At 63.0% G+C, this 23,497-nt stretch carries 26 protein-coding genes; 14 read left to right on the top strand and 12 right to left on the bottom strand.

Annotated elements, in window-relative coordinates; genetic code table 11:
* Positions 1-14 precede the first annotated feature (14 nt).
* Positions 15-1,187, bottom strand: coding sequence for a glutamine-hydrolyzing carbamoyl-phosphate synthase small subunit (gene carA, locus ACZ1JY_RS02110; protein ID WP_465130209.1), 1,173 nt, complete (start codon positions 1,185-1,187; stop codon positions 15-17).
* Between the two features lie 159 nt (positions 1,188-1,346).
* Between carA and ACZ1JY_RS02105 the strand changes: the two genes are divergently transcribed.
* The 4 genes from ACZ1JY_RS02105 to ACZ1JY_RS02090 all read left to right on the top strand — a co-directional run bounded on the left by ACZ1JY_RS02105 (position 1,347) and on the right by ACZ1JY_RS02090 (position 6,567).
* A complete protein-coding gene (locus ACZ1JY_RS02105; protein WP_465130937.1) occupies positions 1,347-1,802 on the top strand; it encodes a GatB/YqeY domain-containing protein in 456 nt (151 codons plus the stop codon).
* Positions 1,803-1,809: 7 nt separating this feature from the next.
* The gene (gene dnaG, locus ACZ1JY_RS02100) at positions 1,810-3,672 is read left to right on the top strand and encodes a DNA primase (protein WP_465130208.1); all 1,863 of its coding nucleotides are present in this window, start codon (positions 1,810-1,812) and stop codon (positions 3,670-3,672) included.
* Positions 3,673-3,736: 64 nt separating this feature from the next.
* Positions 3,737-5,740 (top strand): RNA polymerase sigma factor RpoD, encoded by a 2,004-nt coding sequence (gene rpoD / locus ACZ1JY_RS02095; protein ID WP_465130207.1) that lies wholly within the window; start codon positions 3,737-3,739, stop codon positions 5,738-5,740.
* A 122-nt stretch (positions 5,741-5,862) separates the two neighbouring features.
* Positions 5,863-6,567: an FkbM family methyltransferase gene (locus ACZ1JY_RS02090; RefSeq protein ID WP_465130206.1), complete on the top strand. Its 705-nt coding sequence runs from the start codon at positions 5,863-5,865 to the stop codon at positions 6,565-6,567.
* A 24-nt stretch (positions 6,568-6,591) separates the two neighbouring features.
* Here the strand turns inward: ACZ1JY_RS02090 and ACZ1JY_RS02085 are convergent, their stop codons facing one another.
* The gene (locus tag ACZ1JY_RS02085; protein WP_465130205.1) at positions 6,592-7,047 is read right to left on the bottom strand and encodes a DUF3237 domain-containing protein; all 456 of its coding nucleotides are present in this window, start codon (positions 7,045-7,047) and stop codon (positions 6,592-6,594) included.
* On the bottom strand, positions 7,044-8,336 hold the full coding sequence (locus ACZ1JY_RS02080; RefSeq protein WP_465130204.1) for a flavin-dependent oxidoreductase: 1,293 nt from the start codon (positions 8,334-8,336) through the stop codon (positions 7,044-7,046). Before ACZ1JY_RS02080 ends, ACZ1JY_RS02085 begins: the two co-directional genes overlap by 4 nt.
* Positions 8,337-8,536: 200 nt before the next feature.
* On the opposite strand from ACZ1JY_RS02080, the gene rpiB reads away from it, so the two are divergent.
* From rpiB to ACZ1JY_RS02055, 5 genes are read left to right on the top strand one after another with little or no spacing between them, the layout of a single operon-like run.
* Entirely contained in the window at positions 8,537-8,974 is a 438-nt protein-coding gene (gene rpiB / locus ACZ1JY_RS02075) for a ribose 5-phosphate isomerase B (RefSeq protein WP_039331261.1), read from the top strand.
* Positions 8,975-8,987: 13 nt separating this feature from the next.
* Positions 8,988-10,298, top strand: a complete 1,311-nt coding sequence (gene glyA / locus ACZ1JY_RS02070; protein ID WP_039331262.1) for a serine hydroxymethyltransferase — start codon at positions 8,988-8,990, stop codon at positions 10,296-10,298.
* 4 nt (positions 10,299-10,302) lie between these two features.
* On the top strand, positions 10,303-10,509 hold the full coding sequence (locus ACZ1JY_RS02065) for a hypothetical protein (RefSeq protein WP_118074025.1): 207 nt from the start codon (positions 10,303-10,305) through the stop codon (positions 10,507-10,509).
* A 3-nt stretch (positions 10,510-10,512) separates the two neighbouring features.
* Entirely contained in the window at positions 10,513-10,977 is a 465-nt protein-coding gene (gene nrdR / locus ACZ1JY_RS02060) for a transcriptional regulator NrdR (protein ID WP_039331266.1), read from the top strand.
* A 2-nt stretch (positions 10,978-10,979) separates the two neighbouring features.
* Positions 10,980-11,732, top strand: a complete 753-nt coding sequence (locus tag ACZ1JY_RS02055; protein ID WP_465130203.1) for an RNA methyltransferase — start codon at positions 10,980-10,982, stop codon at positions 11,730-11,732.
* A 3-nt stretch (positions 11,733-11,735) separates the two neighbouring features.
* Here the strand turns inward: ACZ1JY_RS02055 and ACZ1JY_RS02050 are convergent, their stop codons facing one another.
* Positions 11,736-12,038: a chorismate mutase gene (locus ACZ1JY_RS02050; RefSeq protein ID WP_168903221.1), complete on the bottom strand. Its 303-nt coding sequence runs from the start codon at positions 12,036-12,038 to the stop codon at positions 11,736-11,738.
* Positions 12,039-12,243: 205 nt separating this feature from the next.
* Between ACZ1JY_RS02050 and rpsD the strand changes: the two genes are divergently transcribed.
* Positions 12,244-12,855 carry a 30S ribosomal protein S4 gene (gene rpsD / locus ACZ1JY_RS02045; RefSeq protein ID WP_118074028.1) on the top strand — a complete coding sequence of 204 codons (612 nt, stop codon included), beginning with the start codon at positions 12,244-12,246 and terminating at the stop codon, positions 12,853-12,855.
* 148 nt (positions 12,856-13,003) lie between these two features.
* A complete protein-coding gene (locus tag ACZ1JY_RS02040) occupies positions 13,004-13,201 on the top strand; it encodes a hypothetical protein (RefSeq protein ID WP_118074029.1) in 198 nt (65 codons plus the stop codon).
* Here the strand turns inward: ACZ1JY_RS02040 and tgt are convergent.
* Complete coding sequence (tgt, locus tag ACZ1JY_RS02035; RefSeq protein WP_118074030.1) at positions 13,198-14,322, bottom strand: tRNA guanosine(34) transglycosylase Tgt; 1,125 nt, start codon at positions 14,320-14,322, stop codon at positions 13,198-13,200. The genes ACZ1JY_RS02040 and tgt overlap by 4 nt on opposite strands.
* A 62-nt stretch (positions 14,323-14,384) precedes the next feature.
* Here tgt and ACZ1JY_RS02030 point away from each other — a divergent pair, with 62 nt between their 5' ends.
* Positions 14,385-15,167: a TSUP family transporter gene (locus ACZ1JY_RS02030; RefSeq protein WP_465130202.1), complete on the top strand. Its 783-nt coding sequence runs from the start codon at positions 14,385-14,387 to the stop codon at positions 15,165-15,167.
* On the opposite strand, the gene ACZ1JY_RS02025 is transcribed toward ACZ1JY_RS02030, so the two are convergent.
* The 6 genes from ACZ1JY_RS02025 to ACZ1JY_RS02000 form a co-directional block, all read right to left on the bottom strand.
* On the bottom strand, positions 15,164-16,354 hold the full coding sequence (locus tag ACZ1JY_RS02025) for a cytochrome P450 (protein WP_465130201.1): 1,191 nt from the start codon (positions 16,352-16,354) through the stop codon (positions 15,164-15,166). The two genes, ACZ1JY_RS02030 and ACZ1JY_RS02025, sit on opposite strands and share 4 nt — an antisense overlap.
* Positions 16,355-16,416: 62 nt before the next feature.
* Positions 16,417-17,445, bottom strand: coding sequence for a tRNA preQ1(34) S-adenosylmethionine ribosyltransferase-isomerase QueA (gene queA / locus ACZ1JY_RS02020; protein ID WP_465130200.1), 1,029 nt, complete (start codon positions 17,443-17,445; stop codon positions 16,417-16,419).
* 41 nt (positions 17,446-17,486) lie between these two features.
* Positions 17,487-18,167 (bottom strand): peptidylprolyl isomerase, encoded by a 681-nt coding sequence (locus ACZ1JY_RS02015; RefSeq protein ID WP_118074788.1) that lies wholly within the window; start codon positions 18,165-18,167, stop codon positions 17,487-17,489.
* Positions 18,168-18,247: 80 nt separating this feature from the next.
* A complete protein-coding gene (coaD, locus tag ACZ1JY_RS02010; RefSeq protein ID WP_118074033.1) occupies positions 18,248-18,760 on the bottom strand; it encodes a pantetheine-phosphate adenylyltransferase in 513 nt (170 codons plus the stop codon).
* A complete protein-coding gene (locus tag ACZ1JY_RS02005; protein WP_465130199.1) occupies positions 18,760-19,656 on the bottom strand; it encodes a polyprenyl synthetase family protein in 897 nt (298 codons plus the stop codon). The genes coaD and ACZ1JY_RS02005 overlap by 1 nt, the downstream gene beginning before the upstream one ends.
* A gap of 14 nt (positions 19,657-19,670) precedes the next feature.
* The gene (locus tag ACZ1JY_RS02000; protein WP_118074034.1) at positions 19,671-19,934 is read right to left on the bottom strand and encodes an exodeoxyribonuclease VII small subunit; all 264 of its coding nucleotides are present in this window, start codon (positions 19,932-19,934) and stop codon (positions 19,671-19,673) included.
* A gap of 71 nt (positions 19,935-20,005) precedes the next feature.
* Here ACZ1JY_RS02000 and ACZ1JY_RS01995 point away from each other — a divergent pair, with 71 nt between their 5' ends.
* Entirely contained in the window at positions 20,006-20,401 is a 396-nt protein-coding gene (locus tag ACZ1JY_RS01995; protein WP_118074035.1) for a DUF2177 family protein, read from the top strand.
* Between the two features lie 42 nt (positions 20,402-20,443).
* A complete protein-coding gene (purL, locus tag ACZ1JY_RS01990) occupies positions 20,444-22,603 on the top strand; it encodes a phosphoribosylformylglycinamidine synthase subunit PurL (RefSeq protein WP_168903214.1) in 2,160 nt (719 codons plus the stop codon).
* Positions 22,604-22,678: 75 nt separating this feature from the next.
* On the opposite strand, the gene ACZ1JY_RS01985 is transcribed toward purL, so the two are convergent.
* Positions 22,679-23,485 carry a Coq4 family protein gene (locus ACZ1JY_RS01985; protein ID WP_118074789.1) on the bottom strand — a complete coding sequence of 269 codons (807 nt, stop codon included), beginning with the start codon at positions 23,483-23,485 and terminating at the stop codon, positions 22,679-22,681.
* Between the last annotated feature and the right edge of the window lie 12 nt (positions 23,486-23,497).

The raw sequence follows: 23,497 nt of genomic DNA, 5'->3' as shown, positions 1-23,497 counted from the left end.
TTTCCTCCGTTGATTCAGAGCATCCCCACAAACTTCTCGAACAGGTAGAAACTGTCCTGCGGTCCCGGCGAAGCCTCCGGGTGATACTGCACACCGAAGGCCTTCTTGCCCTTCACCTCGATACCGCAGTTCGAGCCGTCGAACAGCGAGACGTGGGTTTCGATGACGTTGTCGCCCAGCGCGCCCGGCGCGTTGTCCACCGCGAAGCCGTGGTTCATCGAGGTGATCTCGACGACGCCGTCCTCGATGCGCTTGACCGGGTGGTTCGCGCCGCGGTGGCCTTGGTGCATCTTGGTGGTGCGGGCGCCGGCGGCGAGCGCCAGCATCTGGTGGCCGAGACAGATGCCGAAGATCGGCATGTCCATCTCGAGCAGCTTCTGGATCACCGGCACGGCATAGGCTCCGGTCGCCGCCGGATCGCCCGGACCGTTCGACAGGAACACGCCATCGGGCTTGAGTTCGAGGATCGTCTCCACCGAGGTCTCGGCCGGAACCACCGTCACCGCCGCGCCTGCCTTCACGAGGTTGCGGAAGATGTTGTCCTTCGCGCCGAAGTCCATGGCGACGACGTGCGGGCGCTTGTCATGGGGGCTGCGGCCGAAGCCCTTGCCGAGATGCCAGACCGAGCCTTCCCAAGCCTCTTGCCCGTCACGCGTGACGACGCGGGCGAGGTCCATGCCTTCAAGGCCGGGCCAGGTCTTGGCGCGCTCGATCAATGCGGGGATATCGAATTCGCCCTTGGGATCGTGGGCGATCACGGCGTTGGGCGCGCCGCTCATGCGGATGCGGCGGGTCAGCGCGCGGGTATCGAGCCCGGCAATGCCGATCTTGCCCTGCTTTTCCATCCACTGCTGGAAGGTTCCGGCGCTGCGAAAGTTGGCGGGTGCGGTCACGTCTTCGCGCACCACGCAGCCGACGGCGCCCGGCGTGTCATGGCTTTCCATGTCTTCGGGGTTGGTGCCGACATTGCCGATATGCGGGAAGGTGAAGGTCACGATCTGCGCCGCGTAGGACGGATCGGTCATCACTTCCTGATAGCCGGTCATCGCGGTGTTGAAGCACACCTCGCCTACGGCTGCACCGGCTGCGCCGAAACCACGTCCCCAGGCAACAGACCCATCGGCAAGTACGAGGACTCCCGTCGCGCCATCTGGTTGAGGCGCGTGCGAAAGTGCGGGGTCGGCCATGATATGGGGCGCTCCGTTGGCAGGTGTTCTGGCGATGTTGCTAAGGGGCGGCTGCTAGACCCGACTCGACGCAGCGTCAACCTAGCGATTCCCGAAAGTTTGGCCTACATGGAAGGTTTCCGCCATCACGGCGGACAACTCCACGGGAAATACGATTACATGATCCGCGATACCATCAAGGCCACGCAGGTTTCTGCCATGAAAGCGGGCGACAAGCCCCGCCTCGCCGCCGTCCGCCTGATCCTCGCCAAGCTCAAGGACAAGGACATCGAACTGCGCACGGCCTCCGCAGTGCCGGAAGACGACGTGCTGGTTACAGACGTCCTCCAGAAGATGGCCAAGCAGCGCCGCGAATCGATCACGCTCTACGAACAGGGCGGCAGGCAGGAACTGGCTGACGTCGAGAAGGCCGAACTCGCGGTGATCGAGGAATTCCTGCCCCAGCAGATGAGCGAGGACGACACTCGGGCGGCCATCGCCGCCATCATTGCCGAAAGTGGCGCTGCAGGCATGAAGGATATGGGCAAAGTGGTTGCTGCGCTGAAAACCAAGCACGGGACGCAGCTCGACATGGGCAAGGCGAGCGGGCTGGTGAAGGCGGCGCTTTCGGCCTGACCCAGCCATGAGCCTCACCCCGCAATGGCTGGACGAACTCCGCTCCCGCATCTCGCTTTCGGGCGTGATCGGGCGGAGCGTTCGCGTGACCAAGGCGGGGCGAGAGTTCAAGGCGTGCTGCCCGTTCCACAACGAGAAGACGCCCAGCTTCACGATCAACGACGAAAAGGGCTTCTACCACTGCTTCGGTTGCGGTGCGCATGGCGACGTGATCCGCTGGATGACCGACCATCAGGGCCTGCCCTTCCTGGATGCGGTGAAGGAGCTGGCGCTGCAGGCGGGCATGGAAGTCCCTGCCCCCGATCCGCGCGCCGCCAAGAAAGCCGAGCAGCAGAAGTCGCTGCACGACGTGATGCAGGCGGCGCAAGACTTCTTCGTGCGCTGCCTTGCGGAGGATCGCGGCAGCGAGGCCCGGCGCTATCTCGCCTCGCGCGGGTTTCCTGCGCAGATCGTGCGCGATTTCGGCTTTGGGTTTGCACCAGACAGCCGCACAGCGCTCAAGGAAGCGCTCTCGGCGTTTCCGGACGAAATGTTGATCGAAGCCGGCCTGCGTATCGTGGTCGAGGGTAAGGAACCCTACGATCGCTTTCGCGGACGCCTCATGCTGCCAATTCTCGATCCGCGCGGACGCGTGATCGCCTTTGGCGGCCGCATCCTGACAGCCGAAAAGACTGACGCGCCGAAGTATCTTAACTCGCCGGATACCCCGCTCTTCGACAAGGGCCGCACCGTCTACAACCTGCACCGTGCCGGCCCTGCCTCACGCCAGAACGGGCGCGTCGTGGTGGTCGAAGGCTACATGGACGTCGTCGCCCTGGCAGCGGCAGGCATCGGCGAGGCCGTCGCCCCGCTCGGCACCGCGCTTACCGAGCATCAGATCGAGCGTCTGTGGCGCCTCGTCGAAACGCCCACTCTGTGTTTCGACGGGGACAGCGCCGGGCAGCGTGCGGCTATGCGCGCCATCACCCGCGCCCTGCCCCTGCTGCGCCCCGGCCATTCCTTGCGCATTGTCACCCTGCCAGCCGGCATGGACCCGGACGATGTCGTCAAGAAGCAAGGCCCCGCAGCGATGGAACAGCTTCTCGCCGAAGCGCGCAGTCTGGTCGATGTCCTGTGGGAAGCCGAACGCAACTCTGCGCCCCTCACCACTCCCGAAGACAAGGCAGGCCTCAAGGCACGGCTGCTCGCGCATTGCGAGACGATCCAGCACCCCGACATCAAGTTGCTCTACCGCCGCGAGCTGACCGAACGATTTGGCGAACTGGCATTTGCCCGGAAAGAGCGGGCGCCGTTCCAGTCGCGGCAAGGCACCGGCCCACGCGGCAAGGGCCAGCCGTGGAAGCCTGCGCCCGCCCCCCTTGCGGAACAGGACAAGGCGCGGATGCTGCGGATCGGAACCGGCCCCAGCAGCAGCCTGCTCGCTGCGGTACTGGACGGCCTGATCTGCCACCCCCAGCACATTTCGCGCCACGCGGACGCGCTCGCGCGGCTTCAGCCAGACAATCCAGATACTTGCGCCCTTATTGATGCCCTGCTCGTCTTGTCCGATGCGGGGCAACCGCTTGAAAGCAAGACCCTGCGCACCATATTGCTGGAACGAGGGCTTCGGCCCCCGTCAGCGCAGGACTATGCCGGAATGCGATTCGGCTTTTTGGTCAGTGGTGGTGATTCGGCGGGAGACGAACTGGCCGAGGCAATTGCCATTCTGGTCGAGTGGCCGGCGGTTGAAGAGGCGCTTGCAGAGGCAAACAAGCGCGTCGAAACCGAACTTTCGGAAGAAAACTTCGCTGAACAGCAAAGATTGATCGCGCGGAGTATGGCGTTGCGTGCCCGTTTGGGGCAAATGGGCCGTGCTCGTGCTGCGTTATAATTAAAGCAATAGGCGCAACCGGGTCTGCCAAGGCCCGGCTCTCAGATGGTGGTACCTGGGTTAAATGGCTTCGAACGACAAGACCGATAGCGGCGACGCTCCGCTGATCGACCTCAACGATGCATCGATCAAGAAGCTGATCGCGCGCGCCAAGCGCCGCGGGATCATCACGTATGACGAGCTGAACGAGGCCCTCCCCCAGGACCAGATGTCTTCCGAGCAGATCGAGGACATCATGGCGGCGATCTCCGAGATGGGCGTCAACATCGTCGAGAGTGACGAGGACGCCGTCGATCCGGAAGAGAAGGCGCAGGACGACGAGCTCGACGAAGCCGAGACCGTCGAAGATCGCCCCGACGTCATCAAGCGCAAGGAAACGGTCGAGCGGACCGACGACCCTGTGCGCATGTACCTGCGCGAAATGGGCGCCGTCGAACTGCTCAGCCGCGAAGGCGAAATCGCCATCGCCAAGCGCATCGAAGCAGGGCGTGACACCATGATCATGGGCCTGTGCGAAAGCCCGATCACTTTCCACGCCATCATCCAGTGGTCCGACGCGCTCAACGCCGGAGAAATGCAGCTGCGCGAGATCCTCGATCTCGACGCGATGCTTTCGAAGGAGCCTCAGCCCGAAAACCTTTCCGAGGACGGTGAAGAGGCCGAGCCCGAGATCAGCGAAGCTACCGCCGGTCCGACCTTCAAGGAAGAAGAGGACGTCGAGGAGGAAGAAACCTCCGACGACGAGGACGACGAACTGCGCGAGCGCCGTGCCCGTCCGGCTGAGGAAGAGGAAGAAGACAACACTCTCAGCCTCGCCCAGATGGAAGCACAGCTGAAGCCGGCCGCGCTTGAACGCTTTGCCGAAATCACCTCGCTGTTCCGTGCCTTCGAAAAGGTCCAGGCAGAGCGTCTCGACGCGCTCGGCATGGGCAACGATTTCCCCGCCGCCAAGGAAGCGCAGTACCAGAAGCTGCGCGAAGACCTGACTGCGCAGGTCGAATCGGTGCAGTTCCACGCCTCGAAGATCGAATACCTCGTCGACAATCTCTACGCCTTCAACCGTCGCCTGACGACGCTGGGCGGCCAGATGCTGCGCCTTGCCGAGCGCCACAAGGTCTCGCGCAAGGACTTCCTCGACATGTACGTCGGGCATGAGCTTGACGACGGCTGGCTGCAGGCCTTGGCTGGTCGCGACAAGAAGTGGGCTGCGTTTGCCGCAAACGAAGCCACTCCGGTCGAACGCATTCGCGCCGAGATCGCCGATATCGCAGCCGCCACCGGCATGTCGCTGGGCGAATTCCGCCGCATCGTGAACATGGTCCAGAAGGGCGAGCGCGAAGCGCGCATTGCCAAGAAGGAAATGGTCGAGGCTAACCTGCGCCTCGTGATCTCCATCGCCAAGAAGTACACGAACCGCGGCCTGCAGTTCCTCGACCTCATCCAGGAAGGCAACATCGGCCTGATGAAGGCGGTCGACAAGTTCGAGTACCGCCGCGGCTACAAGTTCTCGACTTACGCGACCTGGTGGATCAGGCAGGCGATCACACGCTCGATTGCGGATCAGGCGCGGACCATCCGCATCCCGGTTCACATGATCGAGACGATCAACAAGCTTGTGCGCACCAGCCGCCAGTTCCTCCACGAACAGGGCCGCGAACCGACCCCGGAAGAGATGGCCGAGCGCCTTTCGATGCCGCTGGAAAAGGTTCGCAAGGTGATGAAGATCGCCAAGGAGCCGATCTCGCTCGAAACGCCGATCGGCGACGAGGAAGATTCGCACCTCGGCGATTTCATCGAAGACAAGAACGCCATCATCCCGGTCGACGCGGCGATCCAGGCCAACCTCAAGGAAACGGTCACGCGCGTCCTGGCCAGCCTTACGCCGCGCGAGGAACGCGTGCTGCGCATGCGCTTCGGCATCGGGATGAACACCGATCACACGCTGGAAGAAGTGGGCCAGCAATTCTCGGTCACCCGCGAACGTATCCGCCAGATCGAGGCCAAGGCGCTGCGCAAGCTCAAACACCCGTCGCGCTCGCGCAAGATGCGCTCGTTCCTCGACCAGTAAGCAATCCGCTGATGGAAGGCGCTGCCCCCGGACCGGTTCTGGAATGGGGGTATCGTCCCGAAAGTTGGCCAATGCGCGAGCTGCGGCGGCAGTTGCGGGATCTGCAGACGCATTTTCCCGCGATGCGTCGCGCAAAGTTCTCGGCCTATAACCTGGCTACGCGCCACCTTGGCCTGTTTGTTGACCCCGAGATTCGCCTGCTGCGCAAGCTTGCCCCGTTGGGCCTCGCGATCGACGTAGGCGGCAATTGGGGGCAGAGCGTCGTCGCCTTGCAGCGCTATGCACGGCCTCGAAAGATCATCACCATCGAACCGATCCCCACGCTGGCGCAGCAACTTCGCCAGCAGTTTTCCCGGGACAGCGGCGTGGATGTGCGGGAAATGGCGCTCGGTCCGGCGAGCGGCGAACAGCACATCCACGTGCCGCGCTATCGCAACTTCATCTATGACGGCATTGCCTCGCTAGACCGCGAAGCTGCGCTTCATTGGCTTGATGAGCGGCGGATGGCGCGGTTCACACCAGATCGGCTTGTGGTCGACAGCCACAAGGTAAGGATCGAGACGCTCGACGTGCTGGAACTGGCCCCTGATCTCATCAAGATCGACGTTCAGGGCTTCGAATCGCAAGTCATCGGCGGTGGCCTCAAGACGATCGCCACGCATCAGCCTGCGATCATCATCGAGCGGCCCGAGGCGTCTGCTGTCGCAGTCCTCGGCAAGCTGGGCCTGGCGCCTTATGGCTGGAACGGGAAACGCCTCGTGCCAGGCGATCTCACCCGGAAAAACGCGACCTTCCTCTCCGGCCGACACAGCGCCTTGCTGGATTGACTTCCGGACCGGTAGCCAAGGCTGCTAGTCAATCCTGTAGACCGCAAGGCGCACAGTATTGCCGACCTTCCCGCCCTTTGCGATGAACAGGGCTCGATTCACCCAATCGTATCCGGCATGACCGGTCTCGAGCCGGATTGCTGTGCGCATGTAATACTCGGCCGGGTTGACTTCCTCGCCCCCGGCGATGCGCGCATGCACCTCTGCCGTTGCATGCCGAATGCCCTGGCTGATGACTTCGATCACTGCGCCGTCTTCGGTCTCGACCGCATAGCGCGCGTCCAGTTCTGCAATCCCTTCGCGAGAGACGGTCTGCCAGTCGGCCCCGATCGGCAAAATGCGACCGCGGAGCAGCGGACCCTCCGCGTTACCCCCCACAATCGGGATGATCCGCCGGGCACCCATTGGACATTCGCCCATCTCATGGGGCTTGGACAGTTCGACAACCAGATCGGTCACATGGGTCAACGCAATGCTCACGCGGGCACCCGGGCAACTTGGGCACCTTCAGGGATCGTCCTTGGCGCACCGTTCAGGCGGTCCTTGGCAAAGCCTGCAGCCTGCTGATAGGCCAGCATGAACGCGCTGCGCTCCGCCGCCGGAATGACATCGTCGATATCTTCGAACTGTCCGCCGCAGCGTTCGTCCACCATATTCAGCAAACCAAAGGGCCCAGCCCCGCGGTTGCGCATCGCCACCTGCCCGATCGGGCCACAGAACTCGCCGTCAAACTGGGCAAGCGCATCGGGCGTAACGCCCCGCTCCACCATGATGCGCCCGATCTGGCGAGCATCGACAATTGCCTGAGACGCGCCGTTGGACCCCGTGGGATACATCGGATGCGCCGCGTCCCCGATCAGCGCAACGGGTCCATCGACCCAGGTCGGCAAGGGATCGCGATCGATCATCGGGTTCTCGTAAGCCATGTCAGACTTTGCCAGCAACGCCGGCAGATCAAGCCAGTCGTAGACGAACCCGTCGAATTCGTGCGCGAACTCCGCCATCTCGACAGGCCTGAACCACCCCGACTTGGTCCAGTCATGACTGGTGTCGTAAGTCTGCTCGGCGATCCAGTTGATATCGGACAAGCCGTCAGCATCCGGGTGCGAGATCGGGTAGATCACCACGCGATGCCGGCTCGTGCCAAGGCCGACAAAGGAGGAACCCGAACGGATCGGCACGCCCTTGGCGGTCCCGCGCCACATGATCGTCCCACCCCAATGGATCGGCGGCTGATCGGGGTGCATCTGCGCACGGATCGCCGAATGTATGCCATCGGCGCCGAAAAGCAGCGTTCCCGCCACCTCCTCGACCTTGCCCGAACGGTCCTCGACCAGCGCGGTAACCGATCCATCCGCTTCCTTGCGATAGCCGGTAACCTTGCTGCCCAGTCTCACCGCCTGTGGGCCAATGCGCTCGATCACCTTGCGGTAGAGCAGCAAATGAAATTCGCCCCGATGCACCGCATACTGGTGCCAGTTGTATCCCGCCAGCTTCCCACGCGGCTCGGAATATATCTCTCGCCCATTGAGACCGACCAGAGCCCACTCCCGCGCCGGGATGCCAACTGCATCCATCTCCGCCTCACCAATGCCGAGGTCCTCGAGTTCCCGAACGGCGTTGGGCTGGAGGTTTATGCCGACGCCAAGCGGCTTCAACTCACGAACGGATTCGAAAACCGTGCAAGAGACGCCGATCTGGTGCAGGGTCAGTGCAAGCGTGAGTCCGCCAATGCCGCCCCCGGCGATGAGCACGTGTTCCTGCGGCATTTCCGTTCGTCCCGTCCGATCCTGATTGCCGGGCCTTTACGCATCGCACGATCCGGTCGCAACCGCGATGACGCTCCCAGCTGTTAGGATGAGCCCCATCGGGCAGATTTCCCGCAGCGATTTGCGGTGGCTTGTTGCGCTGCAAGAGCCTAAAGGCGCGCCAACGAATCCCCGAATACCGTTGTCGAGTAACGATCCCCATGCGTATCGCCATCGCTTCCGATCATGCCGCTGTCGACCTGAAGGCCGCCCTGCGTGAGTACCTCATCGGCCTCGGCCATGAAGTTGCCGACCTGGGTCCCGAGACGGCCGATCGCGTCGATTATCCTGACTATGGCTACAAGCTGGCCTCGGTAGTCGCCGAGGGCATTGCCGAGCGTGGCGTTGCCCTTTGCGGATCAGGCATCGGCATCTCGATCGCGGTAAACCGCGAACCGGCTTGCCGCTGCGCATTGGTTTCCGAACCGCTTTCTGCTGCGCTCGCACGCGAACACAATGACGCGAACGTCATCGCGATGGGCGCACGCCTGACTGGCGAGGACATGGCCAAGGCCTGCCTCGACGCATTTCTCTCCACCGAATTCGGCGGTGGCCGCCATGCCGGCCGCGTCGAAAAGCTTTCCAACCCCGCAATCTGAAGGAGCCCCAGAGATGACCACCGCCACAGCAGCGCCGGAAATCCGCAAAGCCGGCTTCTTCACCGAGCATCTGGAAACGGCCGATGCCGAAGTGTTCGCCGCGATCAAGGGCGAACTGCACCGCCAGCAGACCAAGATCGAGCTGATCGCATCTGAAAACATCACCAGCCGCGCCGTGCTCGAGGCAACCGGTTCGGTCTTCACCAACAAGTACGCCGAAGGCTATCCGGGCAAGCGCTACTATGGTGGCTGCGAGTACGCCGACATCGTCGAGAATCTGGCGATCGAGCGTGCCAAGCAGCTGTTCGGCTGCAACTTCGCCAACGTCCAGCCCAACTCGGGCAGCCAGATGAATCAGGCCGTGTTTCTCGCCCTGCTGCAGCCCGGCGACAGCTTCATGGGCCTCGACCTGAATTCGGGCGGTCACCTCACCCACGGCTCGCCAGTCAACATGAGCGGCAAGTGGTTCAATGTGATCCCCTACGGCGTACGCCCTGACGATCACATGATCGACATGGACGAGGTTGCCCGCCTCGCCCGCGAGCACAAGCCCAAGCTGATCATCGCCGGTGGCACCGCCTATTCGCGCACTTGGGACTGGGCTGCCTTCCGCGCCATCGCCGACGAAATCGGCGCATGGCTGCTGGTCGACATGTCGCACATCTCGGGTCTCGTTGCCGGTGGCGCGCATCCTTCGCCCTTCCCGCACGCTCACGTCGTCACCACCACGACGCACAAGAGCCTGCGCGGCCCGCGTTCCGGCGTGATCCTCACCAATGACGAGGATCTGGCCAAGAAGTTCAACACTGCCGTGTTCCCCGGCCTCCAGGGTGGTCCGCTGGTCCACGTTATCGCAGGCAAGGCCGTTGCCTTTGGTGAAGCACTGCGCCCTGAATTCAAGGCCTATGCCCACCAGATCGTCGCCAATGCCAAGGCGCTTGCCGAAAGCATCAAGGACGCCGGCCTGGGCATCGTTTCGGGCGGCACCGACAACCACCTCATGCTGGTTGACCTGACCGCGAAGGACGTGACCGGCAAGGCCGCCGAAAAGGGCCTCGATCGCGCCTGGCTGACCTGCAACAAGAACGGCGTTCCGTTCGACAAGCGCTCGCCTTTCGTCACTTCGGGCATCCGCCTCGGCACGCCGGCCGGCACCACCCGCGGTTTCCGCGAGGAAGAGTTCCGCACCATCGGCAAGCTGATCGTCGAAGTCGTCGATGGCCTTGCGCGCAATGGCGATGAGGGCGATGGTCAGGTCGAACAGCGCGTGCGCGATCGCGTCGCGGAGCTTTGCGCGCAGTTCCCGATCTATCCGGAGCTGTAAGCCTATGAACGACCAGAACGATCTCGCCGCCCGCGCCAAGGACGAACTGTCCGGTATGGCCAAGCAGGGGCTTGCCCACCCATCGACCAAGCCGGTGCTCACCGGTGCGGCAATCGGCGCGGTCGCGGGCGTTCTCCTCCCGGTCGTTTCCTTGCCACTCGGCCTTGCCGTGGGTGCTGGCGTTGCCTTCTGGCAGAGGATCAAGCGCTAAGCCGTGCGTTGTCCGTTCTGCGCCCATGACAACAGCCAGGTAAAGGACAGCCGGCCGAGCGAGGACAACACCTCGATCCGCCGGCGCCGTCAGTGTGAAGGCTGTGGGGCGCGCTTCACCACGTTCGAGCGCGTGCAGTTGCGTGAGGTCGTCGTGGTGAAAAGCGGAGAGCGACGTGAACCGTTCGACCGCTTCAAGATCGAACAGTCGGTGTCGCTCGCCTGCCGCAAGCGTCCGGTCGCGCAGGAACGGCTCGACCAGCTCGTCTCGGGCATCCAGCGCCAGATCGAGACCATGGGCGATTCAGAAGTACCGTCCAAGGTCATCGGCGAGATGGTCATGGAAGGCCTGCGCCAGCTAGATAGCGTGGCCTACATCCGCTTTGCCAGCGTCTACCGCGACTTCACCGAAGCGCGCGACTTTGAGGAATTCGCCTCGAGCGTCCAGGAAATGAGCGGCCGCGCCTGACCATGAGTGACACAGAACAGCGCCAACCGGTCATCGTGCTGGTCCGCCCTCAGTTGGGCGAAAACATCGGCAAGGCCGCCCGCGCCATGCTCAATTTCGGCCTCACCGAGATGCGGCTCGTATCTCCGCGCGATGGCTGGCCCAATCCATCCGCCGGTCCCGCCGCCGCTGGTGCCGACAGGGTTCTCGAGAAGGCACAGGTCTTCGAGACACTCGCCGACGCCGTCAGCGATTGCAGCCACGTCTACGCCACCACCGTGCGCAAACGTGGCGTAACCAAGCCGGTTTTGACGCCGGAGCAGGCCGCGAAGGACATCATTGCCGCGCAGGGCCGCAGCGCGATCATCTTCGGGCCGGAACGGTCAGGCCTTGAAACGGACGACGTGGCACTTGCCCGCGCCATCATCACAGTGCCGATCAACCCCGAATTCGGATCGCTCAACCTCGCGCAGGCTGTCATCCTGTGCGCCTACGAGTGGTCCAAGCACGTCGATCTGGTTCAGCCTACTGTAGAGGACATGCTGCCCCCTGCTCCGCAGGAGGAGTTTGAAGGCATGTTCGAACAGCTTTGCACGATGCTTGAGCCGCGTGGCTATTTCGAGCCTGAGGCTCGGGCGGCCGCCACGCGGCGCACATTGCGCACGATGCTGACCAAGCCGGGCTGGAACCATCTCGAAGTGCGCACGATGCGCGGAGTGTTGAGCGCTCTTCGCCGCAAGGAAGGCTCGAAGCCGGGCGACGAGCCGCGCAGTTGACCTTCAGTCGTTGATCGCTCGGTTGCTGCGCTGGGCTTGTATGGCATCTGCGGCGTCGATCAGCCGGTCCCAGAAATCGGTCACAAGCCCGACCGGGATACCGAGCTCGAACGCGCGGCGACGAATCACCGTGAGCTGGGCTTTGCGCTCATCATCAGAAAGCTCTCGTTGGGCCGCAGTGCTTGCAGCCAATCCAAACCGTTGAGACAAAAGCGAAAGTATTTGAAGGTCGATCGCCTCCAGGCCGCCGGAAGCACATTCCAACGGCTGCGACTGGTCAGGACGAGGCGGCCCTTCGTGCATCATTTTCGATAGCACCTTAAAATCACTACCCTGTCTATGGCCGCTGCCCTTGACAAAGCGCTAATTGTCTGTTCTTGGCCGCGCTTCGCAATTGGCCTCGCACTCCCGGTGAAGCGGCGGCCGCATTTCGCAATCGGTGGAATGGTGCGTGTCCGGGACTTGAAGCATCGGCGCGTTTGCCGGTGTACTGCAAATTGAAAGGCAGCGCATGTCCAAGCGCAAGGCATCCAAGTACAAAATTGACCGCCGTCTTGGCGAGAACATCTGGGGTCGTCCCAAGTCGTCGGTGAATCGCCGCTCGTATGGCCCCGGCCAGCACGGCCAGCGCCGCAAGAGCAAGGTCTCGGACTTCGGCATCCAGCTCCGCGCCAAGCAGAAGCTCAAGGGCTATTACGGCGACGTGACCGAGAAGCAGTTCAAGCGCACCTATCAGGAAGCGTCGAAGATGAAGGGCGACACCGGTCAGAACCTGATCGGCCTGCTCGAACAGCGTCTCGACATGGTCGTGTACCGCGCCAAGTTCGCGCCGACCATCTTCTCGGCCCGTCAGGTCGTTTCGCACGGTCACATCTACGTCAACGGCGTGAAGTGCAACATCGCTTCGCGTCGCGTTCGCCCCGGCGACGTGATCAGCCTCGGCAAGAAGGCCAAGGAAATGGCTCTCATCGCCGAAGCACAGTCGCTGCCCGAGCGTGAAGTTCCCGACTATGTCGCCACCGAAGGCGACAAGGCCACCTTCACCCGCGTTCCGACGCTGGACGAAGTGCCTTATCCGGTGAAGATGGAGCCGAACCTGGTCGTCGAATTCTATTCGCGCTGATCGGTTTCAGAACCACTGCAGAACACGACGAAGGCGGGGCGCAAGCTCCGCCTTTTTCGCGTTTTTAAACAGGCTGTTGCGTTCTGTTTTGCGGGCAAAATTTGCGATTGCGCGGGGAACTATGAAGGCCCGTGGCGATTAGAAAAGTATGTCTCTCTATCGCTTCGTCACCCCCCATCGCATCGGCAAATGGTACCCGGACCTCCTTACCGCACAGCGCCAGGCCTTCGCAATCGGAGCAGGCTTCCTCGATGAGCGAACAGGCGAATTCTACGCCTACAAGGACACGCGGTTGGAGACGCACGATCCGATGATGCAGAACGGTGCGGAGGACCTTGCCGCCTAACGCGCGAGGTAGTCCCGCCTGAAATCAGCCGCAAAGGCCGTAAAGCGCCCCTCTGCAATCGCCGCACGCATTCCTGCCATGAGCTGCTGGTAAAACCAGAGGTTGTGCTCGGTCAGCAGAATGGCGCCCAGCATCTCGCCTGACTTGTGGAGGTGGTGCAGATAGGCGCGGCTGTACTTGGTGCAGGTCGGGCACGGGCATCGTTCGTCGAGAGGGCCGGTGTCTTCCGCATGTCGGGCGTTGCGCATGTTCACCGGGCCATTCCAGGTAAAGCCCTGCCCGTTGCGACCGGAACGCGTCGGCAGGACGCAGTCGAACATGTCGACCCCGCGCTCGACCGCGCCGACAAGATCGTCGGGCTTGCCAACGCCCATCAGATAGCGCGGCCGATCTGCAGGCAACTGCTGCGGCGCGAATTCGAGCGTGGCGAACATGGCTTCCTGCCCTTCGCCCACGGCAAGGCCACCGATGGCATAGCCGTCGAAACCGATATCGGTCAGGGCGTCAGCACTGTCCTTGCGCAAGCGTTCGTCAAGCGCACCCTGCTGGATGCCGAATAGCGCCGAGCGTTCGGCATGTTCGCCGCCGGCATTGAACGCGTCACGGCTGCGCCTTGCCCAACGCATCGACATTTCCATCGATTTGGCAATCACATCGCGCGGCTGGTCAGCGCGCGGGCACTCATCGAAGCACATCACGATATCGGACCCGAGCAGGCGCTGGATCTCCATCGATCGTTCCGGGCTCAGCAGGTGACGCGAGCCATCGAGGTGGCTGGCGAAAGTCACGCCTTCCTCGGTGATCTTGCGCAAGTCCGACAGGCTCATGACCTGGTAACCGCCACTGTCGGTCAGTATCGGACGGTCCCAGCCGCCGAACTTGTGCAGGCCACCAAGCCGCGCGACGCGCTCTGCTCCGGGCCGGAGCATCAGGTGATACGTGTTGCCAAGGATGATGTCCGCTCCGCTGGCGCGCACGTCCTCCATCTTCATCGCCTTGACCGTCGCGGCAGTACCCACCGGCATGAACGCCGGCGTGCGAATGTCGCCGCGCATCATGCGGATCGTGCCGGTACGCGCTTTTCCGTCGGTGGCGTGGATATCGAAGGCAAAACGGGTCATCGTGCGGAGATCTCGGCAAAAAGAGTGTTGCGGCCCTTAGGCGCAATCGCCAAAGCGCGCAAATGCCAGACCTGCTGATGTTTGAACCTGCCCACCTCGACCTCTGGTTCTATCCGGCGCTGACCTGCGTGGCGGTGCTTTCAGGCTTTATCGACGCCGTGGCGGGCGGCGGCGGGCTGGTGATGATGCCGGTGCTGCTGTCCACTCCCCTGCCCCCGCACGTTGTGCTCGGGACCAACAAGATCCAGTCGATGTGCGGCACCTCGATGGCGACTTGGCGCTATCACAAGGCCGGCCTGTTCAGCTTCCGCAAGAACGCGCCAACGGCGGCCATAGTCTTTGTGGGAGCGATGGTGGGATCGCTGGCAATTCAACATCTTAGCGCCGATGTCCTGAAGCTGGTCGTGCCTGTACTGCTGATCTCGGTAGCCCTGTACACGGTCTTTTCGCCGGGCATGACCGACGAGGATCGCCACGGCCACCTGTCAGAGCGCGGCTACATGCCTGTGGGCGCCGGGGTCGCCTTCTACGATGGATTCTTCGGTCCCGGCGCGGGGCAGTTCTTCGCGACGACGTTGGTGGGATTGCGCGGCATGGGACTCACCCGCGCCACCGGCCTGACGAAATTTCTCAACGTCACCAGCAACATAGCCAGTGTGATCGTGTTCAGCATCGGCGGCCAGGCAATGTGGATTCTTGGGGCTTGCATGGGCGTGGGCGCCATGACCGGCGCGTGGATCGGCTCGCACTATGCCACCAAGTTTGGGGCGAAAGTCATTCGCCCGCTGCTCGTCATAGTTAGCATCGGGCTTACGGTTCGACTTGTATGGGGTTGGTTTTCCTAGGGATTCCAGACCAGCGGAATTGCGGTGCAGGCGCCAACGTTGCCGCCCTTCATGGTGACCGGCTTGGTTGGATCGAGCCTCACCTCGGGCATGCCCGCAAGCCATTCCTCAAGAAAAACAATCACTTCCATGCGAGCAAGGCCTGCACCGACGCAGCGGTGGGCGCCGACGCCCATCGTGGTATGCCGGATCGGCGCCATGCCACGGTCGAACCGCACCTCCTCCGGAGCAGAAAAGCTTTTCGGATCAAGGTTATGCAGCACGCTGGGAAGGTAGACGAGATCGCCCGTGCGTATGGTCACGCCGTCAATTTGGATATCTCCAACTGCATTGCGACTCACGGCGACTGTCGGGTAGCGACGCATCAACTCATCGGCAACTCCGGGCAACTCCCGGGGGTTGTCGCGCATCCATTTCTGGTCCTCGGGGTGCCTCGCCAAATGCAAGGCAACCATCCCGATCATCGCCGCCACTGTATCGAGCCCACCGAACAGAAGATTGCGACACATCCGCTGCGCTTCGTCCACTGTCCACGGCCTGCCGTCGATCGGTTCCGACAGGATGTGGCTGAACAGATCGTCGCCGGGCTGCGCCATGCGCTTCTCGATAAACGGCCAGAGATAGTCGTCAGCCGCCTGCTTGAGCTGCTCCACCGTCATCGAGCCGTCAGGGCGCGTAAGCTGGACGCCGAGTTGGCGCAGGCTGGGACGGTCTTCCAGCGGGACGTCGATCAGGGTGAGGAAGATGTTGAGCGGGAGTATTTCGGCAAAGTCGCTCACGAAATCGCACTCGCCGCGCGGGCGCAGACCCTCGATCAATTCGCGCGCCACTTCGCGCACCTTGGGTTCAAGCGCGACGACGAAGCGGGAGGCGAGGCCCTTCATCACGGGCATGCGATAGGCCTTGTGCGCTGCGCCGTCTTCCTGCAGCGGAATGAACTGCATGACTTCACCAAGCCCCGGCGTGACGGCAAGGCACTGATTGGAGAGCCTTTCGGCGTCGCCCCAGAGCTGGCGGACAATATCACCCCGCGCAGCGATCCAATGGCCGCCATTGGCCGTGGTCCAGACCAGACCGGGGCCATCAAGCAGCGTTTTCCAGGCAGCAAAGTAGTCGGTCTCGACGCCGGGCGGATTGAAGATATCGAAATCCACCACGCGGTCGGTCGGAACGTGCGCCGGAATCATGTCATCCTCCCAATCTTGTTGGAGGCAAGGCTAGCGCGAGGAAGGCCGGCGCAAACTGCGCTTTATGGCAGGAGCAGGCTGGAATCGCCGTAGGAATAGAAGCGGTAGCCGCTGGCAATGGCATGGGCATAGGCCGCCTGCATCCGCTCCAACCCCATCAGCGCGGAGACCAGCATGAACAGCGTGGACTTGGGCAGGTGGAAGTTGGTCATCAACCCGTCGATGGCGCGGAAAGTGTAACCGGGGGTGATGAAAATTGCGGTGTCGCCTTCAAACGGACGGATGCGTTTGTCCTCGCCCGCCGCACTTTCCAGCAGTCGCAGCGAGGTTGTCCCCACCGCAATCACGCGGTTGCCTGCAGCGCGGGCGGCATTGAGACGGTCTGCCGTGGCAGCGTCGATCGTGCCCCATTCGGCGTGCATCTGGTGATCGGCCGTGTCGTCGGCCTTGACCGGCAGGAACGTGCCCGCGCCGACATGGAGGGTAAGCGTTTCTGTGCGAATACCCCGTGCGGCGATCGCATCCATCAGGCGCGAGGTGAAGTGCAGTGCGGCAGTGGGAGCCGCTACAGCGCCGTCCTTGGCAGCGAACATGGTCTGGTAGTCTTCGCGGTCCTGCTCGTCAGTCGGGCGCTTGCCGGCAATATAGGGCGGCAGGGGCATCTGCCCTGCCCGCTCCAGAAGGACCTCGACAGGCTCTTCGCCGGGAAAGAACAGCGTCCAGCTGCCATCGGCAAAGCGGCTTTCGGCAAAGGCGGTCACGCCGGCGCCGAACATGATTTCATCGCCCTCGCGCAAGCGCTTGCCGTTGCGGACAAAGGCCTGCCAGCGGCGCAGGTCGATCCGCTTGTGGAGTGTTGCGCCGATGCGTGCTTCACCGCGTTGCCCTTCAAGCTGGGCCGGAATCACACGCGTGTCGTTGAACACCAGCACATCGCCGGGATTCAACAGCGTGGGCAGATCTAGCACCGTAAGGTCGCGGAACGGCCCGTCTGTGCCGACGCCAAGCAGCCGCGCCGAATCACGCGGCCGCGCCGGACGCAGGGCAATGTTTTCCTGAGGCAGTTCGAAGTCGAAGAGGTCAACGCGCATGGGCGCGCCCTAGCCGCAATCGGGCGAGGATTCGAGACCTCTTAGTTTGACGTAGAATTGCTGAGCATGTCCGCCGTGATCGCAGCCGGCGCTGCTGGCGCGACCGGAGCCGGGGCCGCCTTGTTGTCGGCGGCAATCGAAGCCTGGACGATCTTGGTCGGGTTCTGCGGCGGTTCCCCGCGCACGATCGCATCGACATAGTCCATGCCAGCGATCACGCGACCGAAGTTGGTGTACTTGTGATCGAGCGCAAAGCGCGGATAGAACACGATGAAGAACTGGCTGTTCGCCGTATCCGGCTCGTTCGTGCGGGCCATCGACACGGTGCCGCGGACGTGCGGGACCGCGTTGAATTCGGCCTTGAGGTCAGGAAGTGGCGAACCGCCCTGCCCTGTGCCCGTCGGATCGCCGGTCTGCGCCATGAAGCCATCGATCACGCGATGGAAGATAACGCCGTTGTAAAAGCCCTCGCGGACCAGCGTCTTGATCCGCTCGACGTGGCTGGGCGCCCACTCCGGCATGAGCCGTATGGCAACGCGACCACCATTGGAAAGATCGAGATAAAGGATGTTCTCGCGATCCGCCGTCTGGTCGGCGTTCACGACGTAGTTCAAGGGCTTTGGCGCGGGCGCGGCAGCTTCTTCCTGCTTGTCCTTCGCCATCGCCGGCGAGGCAATCAGGGCAGCGCCAAGCGCAAGTGCGGTGAGAAAGCGCGAAACCATGGAACAGTCGAACTCCGGATAGCCTGCAGCGCCGATAGGCTTCTCGCGCTGTCGCTGCAATGAACGATTGCCGTTCTGTTTCAGTAGTCGCCCAGACGACCACGCTCCTCGACCCTGGCGACAACTTCGTCGCGGATCATCGGAGTCACGAAATCGGCGATCTCGCCGCCGAACAGGGCAATTTCCTTGACCAGTTTCGATGCGATCGGTTGCAGGCTGACGTCGGCCATGAGGAACACCGTTTCAATCTCGGCATCAAGCTGCTGGTTCATGCCGGCCATCTGGTATTCGTACTCGAAGTCGGCCACGGCGCGCAGTCCGCGCACGATCACCGAAGCGCCTTGCGCACGGGCGAACTTCATCAGCAGCGCATTGAAGCCCACGACCTCGACGTTATCGATGCCTTGATCGGCAACTTCGCGGCTGACCATGGCCATGCGCTCATCCGGCGTGAACATCGGGTTCTTCGAAGGATTGGTGGTGACGCCGATGATCAGCTTGTCGACCAGCTTGGCCCCGCGCCGGATAATATCGAGGTGGCCGAGCGTGATCGGGTCGAACGTGCCCGGATAGACGCCGATACGCTGCGCCATCAGTGATTCCTCTCGACAATGAAGCGCGCAAGTTCGCGCAGAAGATCGGCTTCGGGGCCGTAGCTCGCCAGAAACTCGATCGCTTGATCGACCAGAATGCGCGCCTGTTCGCGAGCGCGGTCTGCACCCAGCAGCGACAGGAAGGTTTCCTTGCCCTGGGCCTCATCCTTGCGCAGCGCCTTGCCGGCAGCCGCTTCATCGCCCTCGGCATCCAGCAGATCGTCGGCGATCTGGAATGCAAGGCCGATGTCGCGGGCATAGCCGCGCAAATGCGTGCGGCCTTCAGGCGGCACCTTGCCGAGAATTGCGCCCATTTCGACCGAGGCGGACAGGAGCGCCCCCGTCTTGAGCTGCTGCAGGCGCGTGACTGTAGGCAGATCGAAGCTCGAAGTTTCGGCGACGATGTCCATCATCTGCCCGCCGCACATGCCGTTCATGCCGCTGGCTGTGGCAAGCGTGCGGATGAGTTCGATACGGGTGAATGGATCGCCGCTGGTGGCAGGATCCGACAGAACCTCGAACGCGAAATCGTGGAGTGCGTCGCCAGCAAGCACTGCCGCAGCATCGTCAAAAGCGAGATGCACGGTGGGCTTGCCATGCCGCAAGGCGTCATTGTCCATGCACGGCAAGTCGTCATGGATCAGCGAATAGACGTGGATTGCCTCGATCGCGGTGCCGACGCGGACCGCCGCTTCACGTGACACGCCGAACAGTGCAGCCGTTGCGCAGACCAGCAGTGGGCGGACGCGCTTGCCACCGCCGATGGTGGCATAGCGCATGGCCTCCACCAGCCTGTCGCGCGGGTCACCGGGAATGGGCAGGAGCAGGTCGAAGCTGTTGTCGATGTCCTCGGCAATCGCCTTGAGCGCAGGCTTTAGCAGACCGGTATCGGCCATGGCGGAAGCTCCGATCAGCCCTGGGTTTCGTCGAACGGGCGAAGGCCCTGCGGTTTGCCGTCACGATCGGCCACGATGGCCTCGATCCGTGCCTGCGCGGCATCCAGCCGCGCCTGGCAGTGGGCGCGCAGGGCATCGCCGCGCGCATAGAGATCGATCGATTCATCGAGCGGGGCATCGCCGCTTTCCAGCCGCCGCACGACTGTTTCGAGTTCCTTCAGAGCCTCTTCGAAGCTGAGGCCAGCGATGCTTGATGCGATATCAGGTGCGGTTCCCATTGGGGCAGCATTGACGGGGCCATGGGGCGCGGTCAAGCTTCGATCCGCAACAAGCCGGGGACCTGCACTTCATGCAATACGTAATCGCCTATGTGGCAGCCGCCGTGGTGTTCGGCGCCATGGATGCCGTGTGGCTGGGCTGGGCCGGGTCGAAGCTTTATCGTCCGGCGTTGGGCGATCTGCTGGCGCCGCAATTTCGGGCGGGGCCAGCGATCGTGTTCTACCTGCTCTACCTTGCCGGCATGATGTGGTTCGCGGTGCGGCCGGGCCTGTCGCAAGGTCTGGGCGCCACGGCGCTGAACGCCGCGATCCTCGGTGCGATGTGCTACATGACCTACGATCTGACCAGCCAAGCCGTGCTGGCACGCTGGCCGGTGCACGTTACCGTGATCGACGTGATCTGGGGGACGTTCGCGACGACGGTGGCCGCTACGGCGGCGACATGGGTTGCGCTCAAATTCGCCTGACAGGACTAGCCTACACGCGCCCACATCGCTAAGGCGCGCGCCATGTCCGAAATCACGCCAGATGTCGTCGCCGCCCATGGGCTGTCCGAGGAAGAGTACCAGCGCGTCCTGAACGCGCTCGGGCGCGAGCCGAACCTTGTCGAGCTCGGCATCTTCTCGGTGATGTGGTCGGAGCACTGCTCCTACAAGTCGAGCCGCATCCACCTCAAGAAGCTGCCCACTTCGGCGCCTTGGGTGATCTGTGGCCCTGGCGAGAATGCGGGCGTGATCGACATCGGTGACGGGCAGGCCGCCATCTTCAAGATGGAAAGCCACAACCACCCCTCCTACATCGAGCCCTATCAGGGCGCGGCGACGGGCGTTGGCGGCATCCTGCGCGACGTGTTCACCATGGGCGCGCGCCCGGTGGCGAACATGAACGCGCTGCGCTTTGGCCGCCCGGATCACCCGAAGATGAAGCACCTCGTGCAGGGCGTGGTCGCGGGCATCGGCGGCTATGGCAACTGCGTCGGCGTGCCGACGGTGGGTGGCGAGACCAACTTCCACAAGGCCTATGACGGCAACATCCTCGTCAACGCGATGACCGTGGGCGTGGCCGATACCGACAAGATCTTCTATTCGGCCGCCACGGGCCTCGGCAACCCGATCGTCTACGTCGGCTCCAAGACCGGCCGTGACGGCATCCACGGCGCGACCATGGCTTCGGCTGACTTTGACGAGAAGTCGGACGAGAAGCGCCCGACCGTGCAGGTGGGCGATCCCTTCACCGAAAAGCTGCTGATCGAGGCCTGCCTCGAGCTGATGGCCACAGATGCCATCGTCGCGATTCAGGACATGGGCGCTGCGGGCCTGACCTCCTCGTCGGTCGAAATGGCGACCAACGGCAAGGCCGGCATCATCCTCGACATGGACAAGGTGCCGTGCCGCGAAGAGGGTATGACGCCCTATGAGATGATGCTCTCGGAAAGCCAGGAGCGCATGCTCATGGTGCTCAAGCCCGGCAAGGAAGCCATGGCCGAGGCGATCTTCCGCAAATGGGAGCTGGACTTTGCCGTGATCGGCGAAGTGACCGACACCGGCCACATGGTGCTGAAGTTCAAGGGCGAGACGGTCTGCGATATTCCACTCGGGCCGCTTGCCGAAGACGCGCCGCTCTATGACCGCCCTGCCCTGTCGCTGGCAGACTACAAGGCCTGGGCGAATGTCGCTCCACTGGGATCGGTACCGGAGAGCGCGGACATTGGCGCTGATCTGGTCAAGCTGATTGGCTGCCCGGACCTCGCCAACCGTCGCTGGATCTTCGAGCAATACGACTCGCAGGTCGGTGCCGATACGCTGCAGAAGTCTGGTGGCGATGCTGCTGTAGTGCGCATCCATGGTTCGAAGAAGGCGCTGGCCATCAGCACCGACTGCACGCCGCGCTATTGCTATGCCGATCCCTATGAAGGCGGCAAGCAGGCCGTGGCCGAGACGTGGCGCAACATCTGCGCGGTGGGTGCGCGCCCGCTGGCGATCACCAACTGCCTCAACTTCGCCAACCCGCAGCGCCCCGAGATCATGGCGCAGATCGTCCAGGCCCTGAACGGCATGGGCGATGCGTGCCGCGCGCTCGATTACCCGATCGTTTCGGGCAACGTCTCGCTCTACAACGAATCGAAGGCGACCGGTGGTGGCTCGGCCATCCTGCCGACGCCGGCGATTGGCGGCGTCGGCCTGATGCTCGATCACGAGGTGATGGCCACGGTCGCATTCAAGAACGAGGGCGACGTGATCTGGCTGGTCGGTGGCGAAGGTTCGCATCTGGGCCAGTCGCTGTACCTGCGCGAAGTGCTTGGCCGCGAAGACGGCGAGGCGCCCGCGGTCGATCTGGCGGTGGAACGCAAGAATGGCGAGCAGGTGCGCGACTGGATCGCTGCCGGGATGCTGACCGCTGTCCATGACATCTCGGATGGCGGCCTGCTGGTGGCGCTGACCGAGATGGCGCTGGCTGGAGGCAAGGGTTGCACGCTTGACGTGGGCCTGACTACGGCTGCGGCGTTCGGCGAGGACCAGTCGCGCTATGTGGTCACAACCAAGGCCGGCGAAGTGCTCGAAGGCGCGACCAAGCTTGGTACGGTCGGTGGCTCACAGGTGGCGGGCGTCGAACTTGCCGTGCTGCGTGAAGCGAACGAGGCGTTCTTCCGGGACTGGATGGAGGCTTAACAGCCCCTCCGACCTGCCTGCGGCAGCCCACCTCCCCGTTTGTCCAACGGAAAAACGGGGAGGATCAAGATGTTTTCAGGCCGCGAGCTTGGCGGCGTTCTTGCCGAGCAGGTCATAAGGGTCGATGCCCATGCCGCGCCAGATGCCATGCGCCTGCTTGTAGCGCGCGGCAGGGGTGATGTTCAGGCGCGCGCGGACCTCTTCGATCGGTAGCGGCAGGAGTTCCCTGATCGACTGCTCGCACAGGCGCGGGCAGGCCTTGCCGAGGCGCTGGCCTTCCCGCACCGCACGCAGCACCGGAGCGCTGCGCTTCGTCTGACGGTTGATGTTCATGCCAGCCATGTAGCCGATGAACAGATGTGCCGGGCTTGGCTGCTGACTGTAGGTGAAGGCGAGGACGCAGGCCTCACCCAGCGCATCGCGGCCGTAGCCGGTCAGCACGTGCAGCATATCGTGCACATCGCGCATGCGGTTGAGGTACCACAGGAACTGGTCCTCGAAACGCTCACGCTTGGCGGCGAAACGATCGAACTCGTCGACCAGACCTTGGGCGGTCAAGCCCTCGCTCTCCATGAAATCGCAGTAGGCGTGGGCCAGAGATCCCTTGGGCGTCTGGCGCAGGGCAGCGTGATCGTCGAGAATCGCCGGGAGATAGGGCTCTGTCACACGTAGGGCCTGGCCGCGCTCACTGCGCAGGAAAGCCTCTGCCCGCTCACGCAGGTTCCGCCACGGCAGCGCCTCGAAGATGTGGAACACCTCCTCGGTGTTTTCCTTGTCCTTCAGGAGGTTCTGGAAATGGTGCCATGCCTTGAGCGGCTGCATCCGCATCTGCGGACGGCGCTCGTCGTAGATTGGCAGGTCGGCACTCAACGCACCGGTCATGGCGTTCACGTC

It is taken from the genome of Novosphingobium sp. BL-A-41-Hi4B-X5A (assembly GCF_055521705.1).
Note: the sequence above shows the minus strand (reverse complement) of the source record. Positions and strands in the feature narration are given on the sequence as shown.

Excerpts from the sequence above, each read along its gene's own strand:
- carA (WP_465130209.1), bottom strand. The coding sequence starts at position 1,187 with ATGGCCGACCCCGCACTTTCGCACGCGCCTCAACCAGATGGCGCGACG.
- ACZ1JY_RS02105 (WP_465130937.1), top strand. The coding sequence starts at position 1,347 with ATGATCCGCGATACCATCAAGGCCACGCAGGTTTCTGCCATGAAAGCG.
- dnaG (WP_465130208.1), top strand. The coding sequence starts at position 1,810 with ATGAGCCTCACCCCGCAATGGCTGGACGAACTCCGCTCCCGCATCTCG.
- rpoD (WP_465130207.1), top strand. The coding sequence starts at position 3,737 with ATGGCTTCGAACGACAAGACCGATAGCGGCGACGCTCCGCTGATCGAC.
- ACZ1JY_RS02090 (WP_465130206.1), top strand. The coding sequence starts at position 5,863 with ATGCGTCGCGCAAAGTTCTCGGCCTATAACCTGGCTACGCGCCACCTT.
- ACZ1JY_RS02080 (WP_465130204.1), bottom strand. The coding sequence starts at position 8,336 with ATGCCGCAGGAACACGTGCTCATCGCCGGGGGCGGCATTGGCGGACTC.
- rpiB (WP_039331261.1), top strand. The coding sequence starts at position 8,537 with ATGCGTATCGCCATCGCTTCCGATCATGCCGCTGTCGACCTGAAGGCC.
- glyA (WP_039331262.1), top strand. The coding sequence starts at position 8,988 with ATGACCACCGCCACAGCAGCGCCGGAAATCCGCAAAGCCGGCTTCTTC.
- ACZ1JY_RS02065 (WP_118074025.1), top strand. The coding sequence starts at position 10,303 with ATGAACGACCAGAACGATCTCGCCGCCCGCGCCAAGGACGAACTGTCC.
- ACZ1JY_RS02055 (WP_465130203.1), top strand. The coding sequence starts at position 10,980 with ATGAGTGACACAGAACAGCGCCAACCGGTCATCGTGCTGGTCCGCCCT.
- ACZ1JY_RS02050 (WP_168903221.1), bottom strand. The coding sequence starts at position 12,038 with ATGATGCACGAAGGGCCGCCTCGTCCTGACCAGTCGCAGCCGTTGGAA.
- rpsD (WP_118074028.1), top strand. The coding sequence starts at position 12,244 with ATGTCCAAGCGCAAGGCATCCAAGTACAAAATTGACCGCCGTCTTGGC.
- ACZ1JY_RS02040 (WP_118074029.1), top strand. The coding sequence starts at position 13,004 with ATGTCTCTCTATCGCTTCGTCACCCCCCATCGCATCGGCAAATGGTAC.
- tgt (WP_118074030.1), bottom strand. The coding sequence starts at position 14,322 with ATGACCCGTTTTGCCTTCGATATCCACGCCACCGACGGAAAAGCGCGT.
- ACZ1JY_RS02030 (WP_465130202.1), top strand. The coding sequence starts at position 14,385 with ATGCCAGACCTGCTGATGTTTGAACCTGCCCACCTCGACCTCTGGTTC.
- ACZ1JY_RS02025 (WP_465130201.1), bottom strand. The coding sequence starts at position 16,354 with ATGATTCCGGCGCACGTTCCGACCGACCGCGTGGTGGATTTCGATATC.
- queA (WP_465130200.1), bottom strand. The coding sequence starts at position 17,445 with ATGCGCGTTGACCTCTTCGACTTCGAACTGCCTCAGGAAAACATTGCC.
- ACZ1JY_RS02015 (WP_118074788.1), bottom strand. The coding sequence starts at position 18,167 with ATGGTTTCGCGCTTTCTCACCGCACTTGCGCTTGGCGCTGCCCTGATT.
- coaD (WP_118074033.1), bottom strand. The coding sequence starts at position 18,760 with ATGGCGCAGCGTATCGGCGTCTATCCGGGCACGTTCGACCCGATCACG.
- ACZ1JY_RS02005 (WP_465130199.1), bottom strand. The coding sequence starts at position 19,656 with ATGGCCGATACCGGTCTGCTAAAGCCTGCGCTCAAGGCGATTGCCGAG.
- ACZ1JY_RS02000 (WP_118074034.1), bottom strand. The coding sequence starts at position 19,934 with ATGGGAACCGCACCTGATATCGCATCAAGCATCGCTGGCCTCAGCTTC.
- ACZ1JY_RS01995 (WP_118074035.1), top strand. The coding sequence starts at position 20,006 with ATGCAATACGTAATCGCCTATGTGGCAGCCGCCGTGGTGTTCGGCGCC.
- purL (WP_168903214.1), top strand. The coding sequence starts at position 20,444 with ATGTCCGAAATCACGCCAGATGTCGTCGCCGCCCATGGGCTGTCCGAG.
- ACZ1JY_RS01985 (WP_118074789.1), bottom strand. The coding sequence starts at position 23,485 with ATGACCGGTGCGTTGAGTGCCGACCTGCCAATCTACGACGAGCGCCGT.